Source organism: Thiomonas delicata (assembly GCF_900088825.1).
GTDB lineage: Bacteria > Pseudomonadota > Gammaproteobacteria > Burkholderiales > Burkholderiaceae_C > Thiomonas_A > Thiomonas_A delicata.
Map to the genome: position 1 here is coordinate 1,300,786 of NZ_LT592170.1, position 20,128 is coordinate 1,320,913.

General features: G+C 65.7%; 20 protein-coding genes. 15 read left to right on the forward strand and 5 right to left on the reverse strand.

Features of this window, described 5'->3' with window-relative positions; translation table 11 throughout:
* Window positions 1-12 precede the first annotated feature (12 nt).
* The 3 genes from THIARS_RS06240 to THIARS_RS06255 all read right to left on the reverse strand — a co-directional run bounded on the left by THIARS_RS06240 (window position 13) and on the right by THIARS_RS06255 (window position 3,755).
* Window positions 13-1,386: a multicopper oxidase family protein gene (locus tag THIARS_RS06240; protein WP_094159890.1), complete on the reverse strand. Its 1,374-nt coding sequence runs from the start codon at window positions 1,384-1,386 to the stop codon at window positions 13-15.
* Between the two features lie 398 nt (window positions 1,387-1,784).
* A complete protein-coding gene (locus tag THIARS_RS06250) occupies window positions 1,785-3,224 on the reverse strand; it encodes a TolC family protein (RefSeq protein ID WP_094159892.1) in 1,440 nt (479 codons plus the stop codon).
* Between the two features lie 150 nt (window positions 3,225-3,374).
* A complete protein-coding gene (locus tag THIARS_RS06255; protein ID WP_094159893.1) occupies window positions 3,375-3,755 on the reverse strand; it encodes a hypothetical protein in 381 nt (126 codons plus the stop codon).
* Window positions 3,756-3,922: 167 nt separating this feature from the next.
* On the opposite strand from THIARS_RS06255, the gene argB reads away from it, so the two are divergent.
* The 9 genes from argB to THIARS_RS06300 all read left to right on the forward strand — a co-directional run bounded on the left by argB (window position 3,923) and on the right by THIARS_RS06300 (window position 14,107).
* Window positions 3,923-4,837, forward strand: a complete 915-nt coding sequence (gene argB / locus THIARS_RS06260; RefSeq protein WP_094159894.1) for an acetylglutamate kinase — start codon at window positions 3,923-3,925, stop codon at window positions 4,835-4,837.
* Between the two features lie 28 nt (window positions 4,838-4,865).
* A complete protein-coding gene (locus tag THIARS_RS06265) occupies window positions 4,866-5,549 on the forward strand; it encodes a Dph6-related ATP pyrophosphatase (RefSeq protein ID WP_094159895.1) in 684 nt (227 codons plus the stop codon).
* On the forward strand, window positions 5,539-6,267 hold the full coding sequence (locus THIARS_RS06270) for a pyrimidine 5'-nucleotidase (RefSeq protein ID WP_094159896.1): 729 nt from the start codon (window positions 5,539-5,541) through the stop codon (window positions 6,265-6,267). The genes THIARS_RS06265 and THIARS_RS06270 overlap by 11 nt, the downstream gene beginning before the upstream one ends.
* Complete coding sequence (slmA, locus tag THIARS_RS06275; RefSeq protein WP_245845564.1) at window positions 6,264-6,881, forward strand: nucleoid occlusion factor SlmA; 618 nt, start codon at window positions 6,264-6,266, stop codon at window positions 6,879-6,881. Before THIARS_RS06270 ends, slmA begins: the two co-directional genes overlap by 4 nt.
* A gap of 145 nt (window positions 6,882-7,026) precedes the next feature.
* On the forward strand, window positions 7,027-7,761 hold the full coding sequence (locus THIARS_RS06280; protein ID WP_094159898.1) for a TetR/AcrR family transcriptional regulator: 735 nt from the start codon (window positions 7,027-7,029) through the stop codon (window positions 7,759-7,761).
* 37 nt (window positions 7,762-7,798) lie between these two features.
* The gene (locus tag THIARS_RS06285) at window positions 7,799-9,595 is read left to right on the forward strand and encodes an acyl-CoA dehydrogenase C-terminal domain-containing protein (protein WP_094159899.1); all 1,797 of its coding nucleotides are present in this window, start codon (window positions 7,799-7,801) and stop codon (window positions 9,593-9,595) included.
* A 23-nt stretch (window positions 9,596-9,618) separates the two neighbouring features.
* Window positions 9,619-12,015, forward strand: coding sequence for a 3-hydroxyacyl-CoA dehydrogenase/enoyl-CoA hydratase family protein (locus THIARS_RS06290; RefSeq protein ID WP_094159900.1), 2,397 nt, complete (start codon window positions 9,619-9,621; stop codon window positions 12,013-12,015).
* Between the two features lie 28 nt (window positions 12,016-12,043).
* On the forward strand, window positions 12,044-13,273 hold the full coding sequence (locus THIARS_RS06295; protein WP_094159901.1) for an acetyl-CoA C-acyltransferase: 1,230 nt from the start codon (window positions 12,044-12,046) through the stop codon (window positions 13,271-13,273).
* A gap of 48 nt (window positions 13,274-13,321) precedes the next feature.
* Window positions 13,322-14,107 carry an enoyl-CoA hydratase gene (locus tag THIARS_RS06300; protein ID WP_245845567.1) on the forward strand — a complete coding sequence of 262 codons (786 nt, stop codon included), beginning with the start codon at window positions 13,322-13,324 and terminating at the stop codon, window positions 14,105-14,107.
* 27 nt (window positions 14,108-14,134) lie between these two features.
* On the opposite strand, the gene THIARS_RS06305 is transcribed toward THIARS_RS06300, so the two are convergent.
* Both THIARS_RS06305 and THIARS_RS06310 read right to left on the reverse strand, forming a co-directional pair.
* Window positions 14,135-14,605 carry a tRNA (cytidine(34)-2'-O)-methyltransferase gene (locus tag THIARS_RS06305; RefSeq protein WP_094159902.1) on the reverse strand — a complete coding sequence of 157 codons (471 nt, stop codon included), beginning with the start codon at window positions 14,603-14,605 and terminating at the stop codon, window positions 14,135-14,137.
* A gap of 46 nt (window positions 14,606-14,651) precedes the next feature.
* Window positions 14,652-15,368, reverse strand: a complete 717-nt coding sequence (locus THIARS_RS06310) for a ComFC family protein (protein WP_094159903.1) — start codon at window positions 15,366-15,368, stop codon at window positions 14,652-14,654.
* A 47-nt stretch (window positions 15,369-15,415) separates the two neighbouring features.
* On the opposite strand from THIARS_RS06310, the gene THIARS_RS06315 reads away from it, so the two are divergent.
* The 6 genes from THIARS_RS06315 (at window position 15,416) to THIARS_RS06335 (ending at window position 20,125) form a co-directional block, all read left to right on the forward strand.
* On the forward strand, window positions 15,416-16,327 hold the full coding sequence (locus tag THIARS_RS06315; RefSeq protein ID WP_186436583.1) for a methyltransferase domain-containing protein: 912 nt from the start codon (window positions 15,416-15,418) through the stop codon (window positions 16,325-16,327).
* A gap of 322 nt (window positions 16,328-16,649) precedes the next feature.
* Window positions 16,650-17,144, forward strand: coding sequence for a DUF2244 domain-containing protein (locus tag THIARS_RS06320; protein ID WP_094159904.1), 495 nt, complete (start codon window positions 16,650-16,652; stop codon window positions 17,142-17,144).
* 42 nt (window positions 17,145-17,186) lie between these two features.
* Entirely contained in the window at window positions 17,187-18,038 is an 852-nt protein-coding gene (gene coxB / locus THIARS_RS06325; RefSeq protein ID WP_094159905.1) for a cytochrome c oxidase subunit II, read from the forward strand.
* A gap of 75 nt (window positions 18,039-18,113) precedes the next feature.
* A complete protein-coding gene (gene ctaD, locus THIARS_RS06330; RefSeq protein ID WP_094159906.1) occupies window positions 18,114-19,742 on the forward strand; it encodes a cytochrome c oxidase subunit I in 1,629 nt (542 codons plus the stop codon).
* On the forward strand, window positions 19,742-19,870 hold the full coding sequence (locus THIARS_RS18775; RefSeq protein ID WP_222423036.1) for a cytochrome oxidase small assembly protein: 129 nt from the start codon (window positions 19,742-19,744) through the stop codon (window positions 19,868-19,870). Before ctaD ends, THIARS_RS18775 begins: the two co-directional genes overlap by 1 nt.
* Window positions 19,871-19,930: 60 nt before the next feature.
* Window positions 19,931-20,125, forward strand: coding sequence for a DUF2970 domain-containing protein (locus THIARS_RS06335; protein ID WP_094159907.1), 195 nt, complete (start codon window positions 19,931-19,933; stop codon window positions 20,123-20,125).
* Window positions 20,126-20,128: the final 3 nt, after the last annotated feature.

The window sequence follows — 20,128 nt, forward strand, 5'->3', positions numbered from 1 at the left end:
GGGAAAAGGGTTTCAGTGGCCTTGATGGTCGTGCGCGGGTTTGCGCACATCCAGCGTGGCCGGTGTGGGCGCGGGTTCCGTGGCATCGGTCGCCGCGGGGGGGATGCCGGCCTGCGTCGCATGCGCCTGGGTGCCTGGCGGCATGCGGTACCAGCCGGGGTCGGCGTAGCTGCCGCGCGGCAGGTCGTCGCGGACCTTGAGCACCGTGAACATGCCGCCCATCTCGATCGGCCCGTAGGGTCCGCGGCCGGTCATCATCGGCAGGGTGTTGTCGGGCAGGGGCATTTCCATGGCGCCCATCTCCGCCATGCCGGACGAACCCATGCCCATGTAGTCGGGCAGCAGTTTCTGCAGCCGTGGCGCGAGGTCGTCCTGCCGCACGCCGATCATGGTGGGCACGTTGTGGCCCATGGCGTTCATGGTGTGGTGCGACTTGTGGCAGTGCAAGGCCCAGTCGCCCGGATTGTCGGCGACGAACTCGATGGCGCGCATCTGGCCCACCGCGATGTCCACCGTCACCTCGGGCCAACGCGCGGTCTTGGGCACCCAGCCGCCGTCGGTTCCCGTGACCTCGAAGCTGTGGCCGTGCAGGTGGATGGGGTGGTTGGTCATCGTCAGATTGCCCATGCGCAGGCGCACCCGCTCGCCGGTGCGGGCCAGCACCGGGGCGATGCCGGGAAAGGCGCGGCTGTTCCAGGTCCACAGGTTGAAGTCCAGCATGGTGTTGACGCGCGGCACGCTGCTGCCGGGGTCGATGTCGTAGGCGTTGATGAGGAACACGTAGTCGCGGTCCACCGGCATGAAGCGCGGATTCTTCGGATGCACGACGAAGAACCCCATCGCTCCCATCGCCATCTGCACCATCTCGTCGGCATGCGGGTGGTACATGAAGGTGCCTGGGTGCTTGAGCACGAATTCGTAGACGAAGGTCTGGCCGGGCTTGATCTGCGGCTGGGTCAGGCCGCCCACGCCGTCCATGCCGTTGGGCAGGATGAGGCCGTGCCAATGCACGGTGGTGTGTTCGGGCAGTTTGTTGGTGACGAAGATGCGCACGCGGTCGCCCTCGACGGCCTCGATGGTGGGCCCGGGGCTGGAGCCGTTGTAACCCCAGAGCTTGGCCGTCATGCCGGGGGCGATTTCGCGCACCACCGGTTCGGCCACGAGGTGGAATTCCTTCACGCCGTCGTGCATGCGAAAGGGCAGGCTCCAGCCGTTGAGCGTGACGACAGGGTTGTAGGGCCGGCCTGCCTGCGGCTGGCGTGGCGTGGCGGTTTCGGCGCTGTCGCGGCTGGCAGCTTCCGGCGCGGCGGCCAGCGCATGGCGGCTGGCGGCGCCGGCGGCGAGCAGGCCCGCGGCGGCGCCGAGGAAATGACGTCGGGTGTTCATGGTTGGGTTCCAGTGAGGTGGGAGGGCCGGTCAATGCCCGCCGGATGAAGACGGGGATGGCGCAGTGGCGGCGGCCGAGGCGGTCCCGCTGCCGGCGGGCGGCTCTACGCCCCATTGCGCGGCTTGCCAGTCGGCCTCGGCGAGCCAGTAATCGCGCTCGGCGGCGATGACTTCGCGCACGGTCTGCGCCTGCGCCGCCGCGCTGGAGACGAGCTGGAACACGCCGATCAGCATGCCGTTGTAGCGTTGCTGATTTTCGTCCAGCACGGTCTGCGCCAGTGGCACAAGATGCTGGCGCGAGGTGCGCGCCAGGGTCCAGGCCGCGTCGCGCGCGGCTGCGGCCTCGCGCANTGACGTCGGGTGTTCATGGTTGGGTTCCAGTGAGGTGGGAGGGCCGGTCAATGCCCGCCGGATGAAGACGGGGATGGCGCAGTGGCGGCGGCCGAGGCGGTCCCGCTGCCGGCGGGCGGCTCTACGCCCCATTGCGCGGCTTGCCAGTCGGCCTCGGCGAGCCAGTAATCGCGCTCGGCGGCGATGACTTCGCGCACGGTCTGCGCCTGCGCCGCCGCGCTGGAGACGAGCTGGAACACGCCGATCAGCATGCCGTTGTAGCGTTGCTGATTTTCGTCCAGCACGGTCTGCGCCAGTGGCACAAGATGCTGGCGCGAGGTGCGCGCCAGGGTCCAGGCCGCGTCGCGCGCGGCTGCGGCCTCGCGCAGCTGCGAGGCCGCGCCCGCCGCCACTTCGGCCACATGGTTGCGTGCCGCCAGAACCTGTGCCGAGGCCTCGGCCCGCTGCGCGTCCCCGGGATCGAAGACCGGAAGCGGCAGCGTCAGGGCGAAGCCGTTCTGCGGCGTGGCGTCGCTGAAGGTCTTGCGGATGCCGGTGAGTTCCAGCGCATCGACCACGCTGGTGGTGCGCACGAATCCGGCCGTGCGCGCTGCGGCTTCGTATTGCGCGCGCGCCACCTGGACGTCGAGCCTGGCCTCCAGCGCTTGCTGCGCGTCCTGCCTGGCCGTTGGCAAGGCGGCGGGAATGTCTGGCAGATGCTCCGGCAGGCGCAGCTTGGCGGCCTGTGCGGCATTCAGGCCCAGCGTGCGGACCAGGGCCTCGCGCGCACGCAGCGCGGCGAGCTGCGCACGCTGCGCGCGCATGCGGCTGTCGGCGGCGAACAGCGCCTGCTGCGCGGCGTCGAGCTTGGTGAAGTTGCCCGCGGCCTGCATGCGCTTCGCCAGTTCCGCGGTCGCCGAGGCCGCGTCTTCCACGTCGTTGTCGTATTGCAGCGCCTGTTGCGCGGCCAGGGCACGCACCCAGGACGCACGCGCCTGCGCCGCCAGGCGCAGGACGTCGCGCGCCAGGTCCAGGCGCAGTTGCTGCTGGCGCGCGGCGTCGATACGGCCACGCACCGGAAGCGTGACGAGGTCGAGCAGGCCGAAGCTCAGGGATCGGGTGATTTCCACGCTGCCGCCTTGCAGCAGGCGCTCGAAACCGAGCACGGGGTTGCCCAGGCGCGCGTTGCGGGTGGACGCCGCCGACTGCGCCGCGTTCTGCGCCAGCAGGGTTTGCAGCGCGGGGCTGCCGAGGAGGGCGATGCGCACGGCCGCGTCGGCGCTCAGTGGCTCGCGCAGGAGCGCGTCGATGCGGCTTTGGGCCTGTTGTTGCGCTTCGGCGTCGGTCCAGAGCTGGGCCTCCTGACCGATGCGCGGCTGGACGATGGCATTGGCCGCGCGCAGGTTGTCGCGCGTTTGCAGCGGCGCGCAGGCAGCCAGCAGGGTGGCGCTCAGGGCCAGGGCCGGCATCGCGACGCGTGGCAGGGCCCGGGAAGGGGGATGATGCATGGTGAACCTCGCAAGACGGGCGTGGCCAGGCGGGGCCTGGACGCACGCGGTTGGGCTTGGACGCAGGGCATGCGGGAAGCCATGCCCTGGACGCGTACCGCGGGCCGAGACGGCCTCGTCATGTACGCGCGTCGCGTGGTCGAGCGGGTTCTACAGGCGGGGCGGACGCAGCAGCGCGCGCGGATCGGCGCTGTCCCACGAGGTGCAGGCTGCTGCCGGGCGAGGAACCTGCACCTGACCGCTTTGGGGCAGGAAAAGAGCCGGGACGCTTGCCGCCGCCATATTGCAGACCACGCACAGCTGGTGTTCGTGGTCGGCGCAGGCCTGATGCGCGGGGCCGGGATCGGCGGCAGGCATCTGCATCGCCTCGTGCGCATGTGTCATGGACGCAGCCGGATCTGCGTCCATCGACATGGAGGCGCAGCTTGCCTGGGGCATGTCCATGGTGCCGGCCATCAAGGCTTGCGTCCAGCCGCGCAGGGGCAGCAGGATCAGCATGACGATGAGCAGGTGACGAGTCCAGGCCTTCATGCAACAAAGTTTAACAAGTGTCCGCTCGACCCTAGCGGGTGTCCGGGTATCCCTAGAATTCGCAAGCACACAGGCGCTCGCGGCCGGCTGCTCAGGCGCAGCGCCGCGGCAAGCCAGGCACGACGGTCTTTTTCCCTTCCCCACCCCGCACTGCTACCTCCGACACCATGCCCGATTCCCCCTTGCAGACCGCGCCCGAACTGGCGCATGTCTCCCCACGCGACAAGGCCGAGATCCTGGCCCAGGCGCTGCCGTACATCCGCAAGTTCCACGGCAAGACCATCGTCATCAAGTACGGCGGCAATGCGATGACCGACCCTGCGCTGCAGCAGGACTTCGCCGAGGACGTGGTGCTGCTCAAGCTCGTCGGTATGAACCCGGTGGTGGTGCACGGCGGCGGCCCGCAGATCGACGAGGCGCTGGCCAAGATCGGCAAGAAAGGCACCTTCATCCAGGGCATGCGGGTGACCGACGACGAGACCATGGAGGTGGTCGAGTGGGTGCTGGCGGGCCAGGTGCAGCAGGACATCGTCGGCCTGATCAACGTGGCCGGCGGCAAGGCTGTCGGCCTGACCGGGCGCGACGGCGGCTTGATCCAGGCGCGCAAGCTGCGCATGCGCGATCGCGAGAACCCGGCGCTCGAGCACGATGTCGGCCAGGTCGGCGAGATCGAGTCCATCGACCCCAGCGTGGTCAAGGCCTTGCAGGACGATCAGTTCATCCCGGTCATCTCGCCCCTGGGTTTCGGCGCCAACAACGAGAACTACAACATCAACGCCGACGTCGTGGCCGGCAAGCTGGCCGAGGTGCTCAAGGCCGAAAAGCTGGTGCTGCTGACCAACACGCCCGGCGTGCTCAACAAGCAGGGCGAACTGCTGACCGACCTCACCGCGCGTGAAATCGACGAGATGTTCGCCGACGGCACCATCTCCGGCGGCATGCTGCCCAAGATCGCCTCGGCGCTGGATGCGGCGAAGTCCGGAGTCAATTCGGTGCACATCATCGACGGCCGCATTCCCCACGCCATGCTGCTGGAGATTCTCACCGAGCAGGCCTTCGGCACCATGATCCGATCGCATTGAAACCGATCGGCCATTGCCAAGCATCCCCATGCCCGAACTGGCGCTGGCCTCCTGGAGCGGAGGCAAAGACTCGATGCTCGCGCTGCTGGCGGCGCGTGCCGCTGGAGTCGAGGTGCGCTGGCTGCTCGCCATGCTGGACGAGACCGGAGCGAAGTTGCGCAGCCACGGTGTTTCGCTGGCCTTGATGCGGGCGCAGGCCCGCGCCCTGGGTGCCGAACTCGTGGCGCCGCCAGCCAGTTGGGACGATTACGAAGCCGTATTCACCGCGCGGTTGCGCGAATTGGCGGCGCTGGGAGCAAAGTCCGTCGTGTTCGGCGATATCGATCTGCAAGCACATCGCGACTGGGAGGAGAGGGTCTGCTTGCAGGCCGGCCTGCAAGCCATGCTGCCGCTGTGGGGCCGGCAACGTCCGGGTCTGGCGCATGAGTTCATCGCGCTGGGTTACAAGGCTCGGGTCGTTTGCGTGGACAACCGGTTTCTGCCCGGCACCTTTTGTGGTCGCTTGTTCGATGCCGACTTCATCGCCGACCTTCCACATGGAGTGGATGCCTGTGGCGAGAACGGTGAATTTCATACCTTCGTCTTCGACGGTCCCGGTTTCGTGCAGCCGGTCGCGCATCATGTGCGCGCATTCTCCGCCTACACCACGCCGCAGCGTTTCGGCGCCGTGCGCTACACGTTCGCGCAATTGGAGCCCGAGCATGCCGGTTGAGCGCGGCAGTCCCAATGCGCTCACGCCGACCTGGTTGTTCGACATGGACAACACGCTCCACGACGCATCCTGGCGCGTGTTCCCGATGATGAACGCCGAGATGACGGCCTATATCCAGCGTCATCTCGGCGTGGACCGCGACGAGGCCCATCGCATCCGCAGCCACTTCTGGCGGCGCTACGGCGCCACCCTGCTCGGACTGATGCGCGAGCACGGCGTGCGCGCCGAGCATTTCCTGGCCGAAACGCACCGCTTTCCGAACTTGCCGCGCATGCTGCGCGCCGATGCCAGCCAACGCGCGGCCATCGCCCGTCTGCCGGGGCGCAAGCTGGTGCTGACGAATGCGCCGCGTGATTACGCTTTGCGGGTGCTGACGCACCTGAAGCTGCTGCGCCTGTTCGACGGCGTCATCGCCATCGAGGACATGCGCCAGTTCCGCCATCTGCGCCCCAAGCCGGATGCGCGCATGCTGCGCCATGTGCTGCGCAAACACCGGCTGCGCCCGGCGCGATGCGTGCTGGTGGAGGACACCTTGCAGCACCTCAAGGCGGCGCGCTCCATCGGCATGCGCGGCATCTGGTTCACGCGCTACGCGCATCGCGCCGCGCGCAGGCGCCGCGAACTGCCGATGGAGCGTACCGGCTTGCATGGCCGACCGCCCTATGTGTATGCGAGAATCGGCTCGCTATGCTGCATGCGATCAAGCCCGCTTCGATGAGTCCGGCCACCGCCATGCCCCGGGACGCAGCGCCGCGCAAACGCCCCAAGCCGGGGGAGCGCCGCGAGCAGATTCTGCAATGCCTGGCCGGCATGCTCGAAGAGCCCGGTGCGGAACGCATCACGACGGCGGCCCTGGCGCAGCGCCTGCAAGTGTCCGAGGCGGCCCTGTATCGCCATTTCGCCAGCAAGGCGCAGATGTTCGAGGCGCTCATCGAGTTCATCGAGCGCAGCATGTTCGGCATGATCAACCAGATCGTGCAAGCCCAGGAGTCAGGCCTGGTCCAGGCCTCGCGCATCGTGCAAGCCCTGCTCGGTTTCGCCGAGAAAAATGCCGGCCTGTGTCGCGTCATGGCGGGCGATGCGCTGGTGGGCGAGCATGCGCGCCTGCAGGTACGCATGAACCAGTTTTTCGAACGCGTCGAAGCCGCCTTGCGCCAGAGCCTCAAGCTCGCGGTGGAGCAGGGCGCGACGGGTGCCGAATTCGATCCCCTGCAGCGTGCCCAGCTCCTGGCGGCCTATGTCAGTGGGTGCCTGTTCCTGTTCGCCCGCACGGGGCCTGGGTGCATGTCGGCCAATTCGGTCGAGCGTTCCCTACGCGTTCTCCTGGCCTGATCCCGTGTCGGCTTGACCGCGGGCGCGGCGTGCTTCTGCGCCTGAGCCATGCGACCTCCCAGCGCATGGCCAATTGCAGGTTTGGGTTGACAAACCGCAAGGATTCAGAAATAGTACGACCGTTCGATTTTTGGAATCCCTTGTCATGCCCCGCAAATCAGCTTCGGCCGCACCCGCACCCGCCATCATGGAAGCCCTCCCCAGGACGGCGGCGGCCGTGGTTCTGGGCGCCGACCCCGCCGAACCCCAGGGCAAGGGACGCCAGACACGCCGGGCCATTCTCGACTGCGCCTTGCAAATGGCCGGCCGCATCGGCCTGGAGGGGCTGTCGATCGGCGTGCTGGCCGACCGCATGGGCATGAGCAAGTCCGGCGTGTTCGCGCATTTCGGCTCGCGCGAGGAGTTGCAGATTTCCGTCATCCGTCACTACCACGCGCTGTTCGAGGCGGGGGCTTTCTATCCCGCGCTGGAGCAGCCGCGCGGCCTGCCGCGCCTGCACATGATGTTCGGGCGATGGCTGGCCCAGGTCAGCCGCGAGGTGGAAACCGGTTGCATCTACATCTCCGGCGCCGTCGAGTTCGACGATCGCCCGGGCCCGGTGCGCGACGCCCTGGTCCATATGGTGCAGACCTGGCATGACGCCCTGCTGCGCGCCGTGCGGCAGACCATCGAGGTTGGGCACCTGCGTGCCGACGCCCAACCCGAGCAGTTGCTGTTCGAACTGCATGGATTGATTCTTGCCCTGCACCACGATGCCCGGCTTCTGCGGGTGCCGGGTAGCGCCCAATTCGCGCGGCAGGGCTATCGCCGTCTGATCGGTCATTACGCCACGCCGGCAGGTCAGAAGCTGCTGCAGGCGCTGCTGGACGCGGCGGACTGACCACGTTTCATCACCCTTCATCCTCGAGGAAAACCCGATGCCCCAATACCACCCACCGCTGCGCGACATGCAGTTCGTCATGCATGAAGTGCTCGACGTCGTGCCGAAACTGCAGGAACTCGCCGCGCACGCGGACGTGGATGCGGACCTGATCAACCAGGTCTGCGAGGAAGCCGGCAAGTTCTGCAGTGAAGTCCTGCTTCCCATCAACATCAGCGGCGACAGCGAGGGCTGCCATTACGACCCCGCAAGCCATGCGGTGACCACGCCCAAGGGCTATAAGGAAGCCTGGCGGCAGTACGTCGAGGCCGGTTGGCCGTCGCTGAACGCGGCACCCGAATACGGCGGGCAGGGGCTTCCGCACATCGTCGGCAGCGTGGTGCATGAAATGGAGAACGCCACCAACCAGGCCTGGACCATGTATTCGGGGCTGACCCAGGGCGTCGCCGAATTGCTCTCGGCCCACGGTGACAAGGCGCAGAAGGATCTCTACCTTCCCAAGCTCGCCTCGGGCGAGTGGACCGGCACCATGTGCCTGACCGAGCCGCATTGCGGCACCGACCTCGGACTCATCCGCAGCAAGGCCGTGCCCCAGGCCGACGGCAGCTACAAGATCAGCGGGCAGAAAATCTTCATTTCCAGCGGCGAGCACGATCTGGCCGCCAACATCGTCCACATGGTGCTGGCCAAGTTGCCGGACGCGCCCGAGGGTTCGAAAGGCATCTCGCTGTTCGTGGTGCCCAAGTTCCTGCCAACGCCAGAAGCCGGGGTGGGCGCGCGCAACGGCATTTTCTGCTCCGGCATCGAGCACAAGATGGGCATTCACGGCAATGCCACGTGCCAGATGACCCTGGAGGACGCCACGGGCTGGATGGTGGGCGAGCCCAACCGCGGCCTGGCGGCGATGTTCGTGATGATGAACAGGGCGCGTCTGGCCGTGGGAGTGCAGTCGCTCGGGTTGACCGAAGTGGCCTACCAGAACGCGCTGGCCTATGCCAAAGACCGCCTGCAGATGCGCGCGCTCTCTGGCCCCAAGGCGCCGGACAAGCCGGCCGACCCCATCATCGTCCACCCGGACGTGCGACGCATGCTGCTCACCGCACGGGCGTGGGCCGAGGGCGGACGCTTCCTGGCTTACTGGGTGGCGCTGATGCTGGACCAGTCCCACCTCCACCCGGACGAGGACGTGCGCAAGGACGCCGACGACCTGGTCGCGCTCCTCACCCCCATCGTCAAGGCCTTCATCACCGACAACGGCTTCGCCGCCGCCAACGAATGCCTGCAGGTGTTCGGCGGCCACGGCTACATCCGCGAATGGGGCATGGAGCAGTACGTGCGCGACGCGCGCATCAACCTGATCTACGAGGGCACGAACACCATCCAGGCGCTCGACCTGATCGGGCGCAAGGTGCTGATGGACAACGGCGCCAGGCTGAAGAAATTCGGCAAACTGGTGCAGGAATTCGTCGAGGCCGAGGGCGTGGTCGAATCCATGCAGGAGTTCGTCAATCCGCTCGCCGATCTTGGCGACAAGGTGCAGAAACTCACCATGGAACTCGGCATGAAGGCCATGGGCAACCGCGACGAGATCGGCGCCGCCGCCATGCCGTATCTGCGCGTGGTCGGGCATCTGGTGTTCTCCTATGCCTTCGCCCGCATGGCCAAGGTGGCACAGGACAAGATCGCCGCCGGCAGCGACGAAACCTTCTACCAGGCCAAGCTGCAGACGGCACGTTTCTACTTCGCCAAGCTCTACCCGGAAACCGCCGCAGCCATTCGCATGGCCCGCAGCGGCCTCAAGCCCCTGATGGACACCGAGGCGGTGTTCGCCTGAACCTTCCATTCCGAGGACCCGACATGACATCCCGATTTCCCATCCGCCAAGTCGCCGTGCTGGGTGCCGGCGTGATGGGCGCGCAGATCGCCGCCCATTGCGTCAACGCCCGCGTACCCGTGATCCTGTTCGATCTGCCCGCGAAAGAAGGCCCGAAGAACGCCATCGCCGACAAGGCCGTGGCGAACCTGAAAAAACTCAGCCCGGCGCCTCTGGGACTCGCCGACGAGGCGGGACTGATCCGCGCCGCCAATTACGAGGACGACCTGCCCAGGCTCAAGGACTGCGACCTGGTGATCGAGGCCATCGCCGAGCGCATGGACTGGAAGCACGACCTGTACAAGAAGGTCACGCCCCACCTGGCGCCGCACGCGCTGTTCGCCACCAACACCTCGGGCTTGTCCATCACCAGCCTGAGCGAAGGCTTCGACGCCGACCTGCGCGCGCGCTTTTGTGGGGTGCACTTCTTCAACCCCCCGCGTTACATGCCCTTGGTGGAACTGATTCCCACCGCGGCGACGCGGCCGGAGATGCTCGACCAACTCGAAACCTTCCTCACCGCCACCCTGGGCAAGAGCGTGGTGCGCGCGCTGGACACGCCCAATTTCGTCGCCAACCGCGTCGGCGTGTTCTCCATCCTGGCGGTGATGCACGAGGCGCAGAAGTTCGGCTTGAGTTTCGACGTAGTCGATGACCTCACCGGCAGCAAGCTGGGCCGCGCCAAGAGCGCCACCTTCCGCACCGCCGATGTCGTGGGGCTGGACACCATGGCCCACGTCATCAAGACCATGTTCGACACGCTGCCGGCCGACAAGGATCCGTTCGCCGCGCTGTATGCCACGCCCGCGGTGCTCAGGACCCTGGTGGACAAGGGCGCGCTGGGCCAGAAATCCGGCGCCGGCTTCTACAAGAAGGTCGGCAAGGACATCCTGCGCTTCGATCCGGCCACCGCCGACTACGTGGCCGGCGGCGGCAAGGCCGACGAGATCGTCGCGCGCATGCTGAAAAAACCCGCGGCCGAACGCTTCAAGCTGCTGCGCGAATCGAGCAACCCGCAGGCCCAGTTCCTGTGGGGCGTGTTCCGCGACGTGTGGCATTACATCGCCGTGCATCTCGGCACGGTGGCCGACAACGCGCGCGATCTGGATTTCGCCATCCGCTGGGGCTTCGGCTGGAGCGAGGGGCCGTTCGAGACCTGGCAGGCCGCGGGCTGGGCGCAGATCGCGGGCTGGATCGCCGAGGACATCGCCGCCGGCAAGGCGCTGAGCGGCGCACCGCTGCCGGCCTGGGTGGCGCAGATCGACGCCGTGCACAAGCCCGAGGGTTCCTGGTCGGCGGCGGAAGGTCGCTACAAGCCGCGCCGTGAGCTGCCGGTGATGCGGCGGCAGATCTTCCCGCAAACCGTGTTGGGGGAGGCCGCGCCGGGCCCCGCCACAGCCGGGACCACGGTCTTCGAGGACGACTCCATCCGGCTGTGGACCGCGCCGGGGGCCGCCGACGTGCTGGTGGCCAGCTTCAAGACCAAGATGAACACCCTCGGCCCTGGCGTGATCGCCGGCCTGCACCGTGCGGTGGACTTGGCCGAACGCGATTACACCGGCCTGGTGGTGTGGCAGGCCGGCGAACCCTTCTCCGCCGGCGCCGACCTGCAAGCCATGTTGCCGGCTTTCATGGCCGGCGGCTCTAAGGCGATCGAACCCGAGGAGAAAAAGCTGCAGGACCTGATGCTGCGCCTGCGCTATGCCCTGGTCCCCGTGGTCGCCGCCATACGCGGCATGGCGCTGGGCGGCGGTTGCGAGCTTGCGGCCTACACCGCGCGCCGCGTGGTCGCGCTGGAGAGCTATATCGGCCTCGTCGAAGTCGGCGTGGGCCTGATCCCGGGCGGCGGCGGGTTGACCTATCTGGCGCGCCGGGCCAGCGAGTTGGCGCAAGCCAACGGCGCCAGCGTGGACATCCTCGCTTTCCTCAAGCAGTTGTACATGCAGCCGGCCATGGCGGCGGTGTCCAAGTCGGCCATCGAGGCGCGGCAGATGGGCTATGTGCTGCCCGAGGACGTGATCGTCATGCACAAGGATGAGTTGTTGCACGTGGCCATCGGCCAGGCGCGCGGCCTGGCCGATGCCGGTTATCGCCCGCCGATGCCGGCACGCATCGCGGTCGCGGGGCGCAGCGGCATCTCCACCATCAAGGGCCAGCTCGTGAACATGCGCGACGGCGGGCAGATCACCGCGCACGACTACGCGCTGGGCGCGGCCATCGCCGAAGTCATGTGCGGCGGCGAGGTCGACGCCGGCAGCGTGGTCGACGAGCATTGGCTGATGCGCCTGGAGCGCGAGCGCTTCTGCGCCCTGCTCGACAACCCCAAGACCCAGGAACGCATCATGGGCATGCTGCAGACCGGCAAGCCGGTGCGCAACTGAACCCGACACGAATCATCAGGAGACCTACATGTCCCGCCAAGTCCAAGACGCCTACATCGTTGCCGCCGCGCGCACGCCCATCGGCAAGTCGCACCGCGGCGTGTTCCGCAACACCCGTCCGGACGATCTGCTGATCGCCGCCATCCACGCCGCACTCAAACAGGCGCCCGGGCTCGACCCGAAGGCCATCGAAGACGCCATCATCGGCTGCGCCATGCCCGAAGGCGAGCAGGGTCTGAACATGGCGCGCATCGCCGCGCTGCTGGCGGGTTTGCCCGACAGCGTGGCCGGGGTGACCATCAACCGCTTCTGCGCCTCGGGCGTGACCGCGATCCAGATGGCCGCCGACCGCATTCGCGTCGGCGAGGCCGACGTGATCCTCGCCGGCGGCGCCGAGAGCATGAGCATGGTGCCGATGAGCGGAAACAAACCTTCGATCAACCCGCTGGTGTTCGCGCGCGACGAGAACATCGGCATCGCCTACGGCATGGGCCTGACCGCCGAGAAGGTGGCGCAGCAATGGAAGGTCACGCGCGAACAGCAGGACGCCTTCGCCCTGCAGTCGCACCAGCGCGCGCTGGCGGCGTTCGCGGCGGGCGAGTTCACCGATGAAATCGTGCCGGTGGACGTGATCGACCGCATGCCCGATCTCGCCAACGGCGCGGTCGCCGAGCGTCGCCGCACCGTGAGCCTGGACGAAGGTCCGCGCGCGGATACTTCGCTGGAGGCGCTGGCCAAGCTGCGCCCGGCTTTCGCCGCGCCTAAGGATCCCACCGGCAGGGCGACCGGCCTGGGCAGCGTCACGGCCGGCAACAGCTCGCAGACCTCGGACGGGGCTGGCGCCCTCATCCTCGCTTCCGAGGCGGCGGTCAAGCGCTTCAACCTGCAGCCGCTGGCGCGCTTCGTCAGCTTCGCCAGCCGCGGCGTGCCGCCGGAAATCATGGGCATCGGCCCGATCGAGGCCATTCCCGCCGCGCTCAAGGTCGCCGGGCTCAAGCTCGACGATATCGGCTGGATCGAGCTCAACGAGGCCTTCGCCGCGCAGTCGCTGGCGGTGATCAACACCTGCGGGCTCGATCCCTCCCGGGTCAATCCGCTGGGCGGTGCCATCGCTCTGGGCCATCCGCTCGGGGCCACCGGCGCCATACGCGCCGCCACCGCCATCTATGGCATGCGCCGGCGCAATCTGAAATATGGCATGGTCACCATGTGTGTGGGAACGGGCCAGGGCGCGGCCGGGATTTTCGAGCGGGTCTGACACCGCACCGCCCGGCCGGCACGACAGGTCGGGTTCGTCTGCATCACCATGGAGCCGCAAACCAACACGATGAGCGAAATCCTTCACCACCTTGATGCCGGGGTCCTGACCCTGACCTTCAACCGCCAGGACAAGAAGAACGCGCTCACCAGCGCGATGTATGGGCAACTGGCCGATCACCTGGAACACGCAGCGCACGACTCTCAGGCACGCGTGCTGGTGTTCCAGGGGCAGGACAGCCTGTTCACCGCCGGCAACGACGTGAGCGAGTTCCTGCAGCGCCCGCCCGCCGATCTCGACGCCCCGGTGTTCCGTTTCTTGCGCGCCGTGGCCGACTTTCCGAAACCGGCCATCGCCGCAGTCTGCGGCCCGGCGGTGGGCATCGGCACGACCTTGCTGTTGCATTGCGACCTCGTCTATGCCGGCGACAACGCGCTGTTCTCATTGCCCTTCGTGAATCTCGGACTCTGCCCGGAAGCCGCGTCCAGCCTGCTGCTGCCTTTGCGCATCGGCCAGGCGGCGGCGGCTGAAAAACTGTTGTTCGGCGAGCCCTTCGCCGCCGACGAGGCGCAGGAACTGGGCTTGGTCAACCGCGTGCTGCCCCCGGCCGAAGTGAATGCCTATGCCCAGGCCCAGGCGCGCAAGCTCGCAGCCAAACCGCTGGTCTCGCTCACCGTGACCAAGAGCCTGTTGCGCAAGCCGCAGCAAGGCGCCGTGCATGCGGTGATGGCCGAGGAGGCTGGCCACTTCGAGCGCATGCTCAAGGGGCCGGCAGCCCGCGAGGCGTTCAGCGCCTTCCTCGCCAAGCGCAAGCCGGATTTTTCCGGTTTTTGACCGCAGGCGCGGCCGTGTCTGCATGCCTTACACGCCGCCCGCGTAGCCGGATTGCCGCCAGGCCTCGAATACCGCGACTGCCACGGCGTTCGACAGGTTCAGGCTGCGCTGGCCTGGACGCATCGGCAGACGCAGGCGCCGGGACGCGGGAAAGCCGTCCAGCACCGCTGCAGGCAAGCCTGCGGTTTCAGCGCCGAACACCAGCCAGTCGCCGGGGCGCAGCGATGCCGAGCCGATGAGCCGGTCGGCGAATTTCGTGAAGGCGAACATCCGCGACGCATCCGGCTTCTCCGCATCGAGGAGGCCGGCCCAGTCCCGGTGCACGCGCAGATCGGCGTATTCGTGATAGTCGAGACCCGCGCGCCGCAGGTGCTTGTCATCGAGCAGGAATCCCAAAGGTTCCACCAGGTGCAAGACGCAGCCGGTATTGGCCGCGAGGCGGATGACGTTGCCGGTGTTCGGCGGGATTTCGGGGTGGACGAGGACGATGTTGAACATGGATTTTGCAAGGCAGGCGTGGAACGGAACACGCGCGGGGAGGGTTTCAGCGCGGCGGCGGGGTGCGCAGCGCAACCGCCACGCTGACTTCGCTTGCGCCCTGGCGCAGCAGGACGGCAGCGGCTTCCGTCAAGGTGCTGCCGGTGGTCATGACATCGTCGATCAGCAGCAGGCGGGCCCCCTCCAGCGCGCGCGGTGCCGTGAACGCCCCGCGTATGTTGCGCGCCCGCTGCGCCAGCGGCAGGCCGCTTTGCGGCGCCGCGTCGCGCACGCGCAGCAAGACATCGCTGCGCGCCCTCAGGTTCAATTCCCCTGCGAAACCCCGCGCCATTTCCCAGGACTGGTTGTAACCCCGCGCCTGCAGCCTGGCCTTGGATAGCGGTACGGGGACCACGAGGTCGGGCAGGGGTCGGCCGTCCTGTTGCCAGCGCTGGGCCAGCAAGCGCCCCAGCCAGCGGCCGATGGCGGGCTCCCCGCCGAACTTCAGGCGCTGGACCAGCCGGTCGATCGGCTCGGCATAGTCGCCCAGAGCCAGGGCCTGGATGTATGGAGGCGGTGACTTGAGGCAAGTCCCGCAGACCATGGCGCCGCCGGCCAGTTCGAGTGCGCAGCGCTGGCAGCGCGTCGGCTCCGGCGGCAGATACTGAGCCTGGCAGGGCTCGCACAGAGGCTGGGTGCTGGGCAATGCGCAAAGCCCGCACAAGCCGGTGGGACGCAGGACGGCGTGCAAGCGTTGAAGGAGAAGGAAGGGGCGGCTCGGCATGCGCGAACTATATTGCGCTCCCTATCAAGTCCTTCGCCGTTCGCAGCATGACATCCGTTCCCACCGAGCACCAGGCCCGTCCAGGGGTCGGCTACGCCCGCGACCGCCTGGCTCGCAGGCCGGCCCCTTTCATCTGGCTGGAGGCGGGCCGCCGCATGGCCGAGCGCTTGTCGTTGTTGCGGGCCCAGCCGGAATGGGTGCTCGACGTCGGCTGCGCCTGGGGGGATGGGCTTGCCCTGCTGCGCCGGCAGTACGCAAAAGCGCGCCTCGTGGGGCTGGAACCCTCGGCCTTGCTCGCCGCTGTTGCGCGCAAAACCCATGCGCGGAGGGGGTGGTTGCAGGGTTTGCGGGGGCAGGGGAGTACCGAGGTGGTCTGCGCGCCGCTGGACTTCCCGCGCAACATTGCGGACATGCCGGCCGGGGCGCACATGCTGTGGTCCAACTTGGCGCTGCCCTGGGCGAGCGATATCCGTGCCGTGTTCGCTGCATGGCATCGAGCCTTGCGGCCGGAAGGGGTGATGCTGTTCACGACATTCGGCCCCGACACCTTGCGCGAACTGCGCCTTCCGGCGCTGCAGGCCACGGGGATACGTCCGCCAAGCTACCCAGATATGCACGATCTTGGCGACATGCTGGTGCACGAGGGTTTTGCCGAGCCCGTGATGGACATGGAGATGGTGCATTTGCGCTATCCGAGCCCTCACGCCGCATTGGCCGAACTGGCCGAACTGGGACGTGCGCCGCACGACGGCGCCGCGCATGGCCTGCGCACGCCACGGCAATGGCGTGCCTTGCAGGACATGTTGCTCCGCAATGCACGGGCGGTAGACGGGCCTCCCATCGAATTGAGTTTCGAACTGGTCTACGGTCATGCCTTCAAGCCCGTGACGCAGGCGGCCAAAGCCGGGGTGGCGACTTTTCCGCTTGAGCAATTGCGTGCTTCGGGCCGGAGGCGTTGAGTCCAGGATCACGAGGCGCTGGCGGGCGTCAATCCAGGGAAGTTCCCGAGGCCGTTCGGCGGTGAAACGGGCATGATGCCGAATGGTTGTGTTTTCGCGGCCATCCCGACAAAGCTGCGGTTTTGTTGTATCCAGAGAACGAGATAGGTGGCAGGCCGTGTTGATTGTGAGCAAAATCAGTGCAAATGACCCGCCGCGGGCGATGCGCGACGAAGGCCGTCTCTATAATTCGGCGCTGATACTGTCGAGGCGGAGTTGGGTCAAGGTTGGAGCGTTGTTCGCTGCTCCGTTCCCGTCTGCGGTGTTGAACTAGGTGGTCGAAATGGCAGCGCATTGGGTGAGCACCCTGGATTCCAGTTCGTTCTGTGCGCCGTCCGAACAGGATGGCGAGTTGGTCTGGCAGTTCAAGCGCAACTGTTCGATCAGCCCGAAGCAACTGCTGTTTTTTTTCGTTTCGCTGGCGCTTGCGTCGTCCTTCGTGGCGATGCTGACCTGGGAGGCGGGGGCAACCCTGGTCACGCCGTTCACGGTGCTGGAGTTGCTGGCCTTGGGGGCAGCCTTGTTGGCGTATGCGCGCCATGCCGCGGATCGTGAGCGTGTCGTGATGTCCGCGCAGTTGTTGGTCGTCGAGTGGGAGAGCGCCGGCCGCATCGAGCGGGTCGAATTCAACCCGAGGTGGGCGAGGATTGTGGTGGGTGAGAAGGGTTTGATCGAAATTTCCGGGACGGGTCGGCAGGCTTTCATCGGCCGCTATACGCGTCCCGAACGGCGCGAGAAGCTGGCCAGGGATTTGCGCCGCGCATTGCTGGTGGTCTGAGACAAGCCGCCCGAATCATTTTCAAATAAGGTGACATCCAAGATGAAACAGTTGAAGTACTACCTGACTGCGGCCTCGGCCCTTTTTGTCTCGTCGGCCTTTGCCGATCAAAGCCTGCCAGGCGGTCCGCAAGTCAACGGCATCGATTTCCAGCACCCGGTGACCAGCATCGCCAGGGACGAGCGCGACTTGAACTACATGGTCATGCTGATTTGCCTGGCCATCGGCATTCTCGTCTTCGGCGTCATGTTCTATTCGGTGTTCAAGCACCGTAAATCGAAGGGCGCTGTGGCAGCGCAGTTCCATGAGAGCACGGCCGTCGAAGTGGCCTGGACCGTGGTGCCGCTGCTGATCGTGATCGCGATGGTGATTCCCGCGACCAAAACCGTGGTGGCACAGCAAAACGTTTCGGATTCCTACATGACCGTCAAGGTCACGGGCTATCAATGGAAGTGGGGCTACGAATATGTGGACGGCCCGGGCAAGGGTATTTCTTTTTACTCGACGTTGACCACGCCGATGTCGGAGATTTTCGGCGACGCTCCCAAGCCCAATGATTACCTGCTCCAGGTCGACCACCCCCTGGTCGTGCCGGTGGACAAAAAAATCCGCATTCTCACCACCTCGATGGATGTGCTGCACGGCTGGTACGTGCCCTCCTTCGGCGTGCAGATGGACGCCATCCCGGGCTTCATCCGTGAAACCTGGTTCAAGGCCGAGCAAGTTGGCACCTACTACGGCCAGTGTGCCCAGGTGTGCGGCAGGGGCCACGCTTTCATGCCCATCGTCGTCAAAGTGCTCTCGCAGCCGGATTACGAGGCATGGGTCAAGTCGGAAGAGGCCACGCTGAAAAAGAATGGGGGCGTGTTGGCTCCTTCCGGGGCCACGAGCTAAGAAGGCACCGATTCCGGTGTCTTCAATTTGGACCACAATAATATTTTTGATGCAGTTTTTCGCAAGGAGTGCACGATGAGCGCAGTGCTAGACCCAGTTCATGCCCCCGCCCATGGCGGGGACCATGCCCATGATCATCCGCATGGTTGGCGGCGTTGGTTGTTCTCGACCAACCACAAGGACATCGGCACGATGTATCTGGTGTTCGCCCTGTTCATGCTGTTCGAAGGCGGCATTCTGGCCATGGGCATCCGCGCCGAGCTGTTCAAGCCTGGGATCCAGTTCCTGAACCCGCAGCTCTTCCTCTCCTTCTCGACGATGCACGGGATCATGATGATTTTCGGTTCCGTGATGCCGGCAATGGTCGGCTTCGCAAACTGGATGATTCCCTTGCAGGTTGGCGCCCCCGACATGGCCTTCCCGCGGATGAACAACCTCAGTTTCTGGCTGCTCATCCCCGCTGCACTTCTGCTCACCGCGTCTTTCTTCGTCCCCGGCGGAGCGCCGGACGTGGGCTGGACGCTCTACGCGCCGCTGACCATCCAGCAGGGCATGGGCATGGACCTGGTGATCTTCGCCATCCACCTCATGGGCGCATCGAGCATCATGGGCTCGATCAACATCATCGTCACCATCCTGAACATGCGCGCGCCGGGCATGACGCTGATGAAGATGCCCCTTTTCTCGTGGACCTGGCTGATCACGGCCTATCTGCTGATCGCCATCATGCCGGTGCTGGCCGGGGCGGTGACCATGACGCTGACCGACCGCCATTTCGGCACCAGCTTCTTCAACGCCGCCGGCGGCGGCGACCCGGTGCTGTACCAGCACCTGTTCTGGTTCTTCGGCCACCCCGAGGTTTACGTGATGATCTTGCCGGCCTTTGGCATTGTCAGTGCCGTCGTGCCGACCTTTGCCCGCAAGCAGTTGTTCGGCTACAGCTCGATGGTCTACGCCTCGGCGTCGATCGCCATCCTGTCCTTCATCGTGTGGGCGCACCACATGTTCACGGCGGGCATGCCGGTCACGGGACAGCTGTTTTTCATGTACGCCACGATGCTGATCGCGGTGCCGACCGGCGTCAAAGTGTTCAACTGGGTGGCGACGATGTGGCGCGGCTCGATGACCTTCGAGACGCCCATGCTCTTCGCCATCGGCTTCATCTTTGTTTTTACATTCGGCGGTTTTTCCGGCCTTGTCTTGGCTATGGCGCCGATCGACACTTATGTGCATAACACTTATTACGTGATCGCGCACTTCCACTATGTGTTGGTGGCGGGTTCCCTGTTCGCCATTTTCATGGGTTTTTACTATTGGTCTCCGAAATGGACCGGTGTGATGTACAACGAGCGCGCCGGAAAAATCCATTTTTGGGCGTCGATGATCACGTTCAACGTTACCTTCTTTCCCCAGCATTTCCTGGGCCTCGCAGGCATGGTGCGGCGGTATGCTGATTATCCCGTGCAATTCACCGACTTCAACATGATTTCGTCGATCGGTGCCTTCGGGTTCGGTTTGTCGCAGGCTTATTTCCTGTTCGCCGTGGTCATTCCGGTCCTGCGCGGGCAAGGGGAAAAGGCTCCGCAACGTCCGTGGGACGGTGCGCACGGCTTGGAGTGGGAGGTGCCCTCTCCCGCGCCTTTCCATACTTTTGAAACGCCGCCAAAGCTCGACGCTACGGCCACCAAGGTTCTTGGGTATTGATGAAACCTGTTCAACCCCGATCGATCCCACCTGAGAGGCGTCGCCAAAATCTTCGTTTGGCCCTGATCCTGGCGAGTGTTGCCGCGACGCTTTTTTTGGGATTTATTTTTAAGTGGAAACTTCTTTGATCGGGCGATGTGCCTCGCGCTGTGCGTCATCATCGCTCGAATGAAGAGGTTTGCAGCGCCGTGAGATCTTTTTTTAGAGCGTTTAAAACAATCGCCTGGGCCTTTCTTGGTATTCGAAAAAACAAGGATCGGGAGAGAGATTTTGAAAGCCTGAACATTGTCCATATCGCCGTTGCGGGGCTGATTTCCGCAGCTGTTTTCATCGGCTTGCTTATGGCCATTATCCATTGGATTGTTACGTCCCCGACTCCATAAATA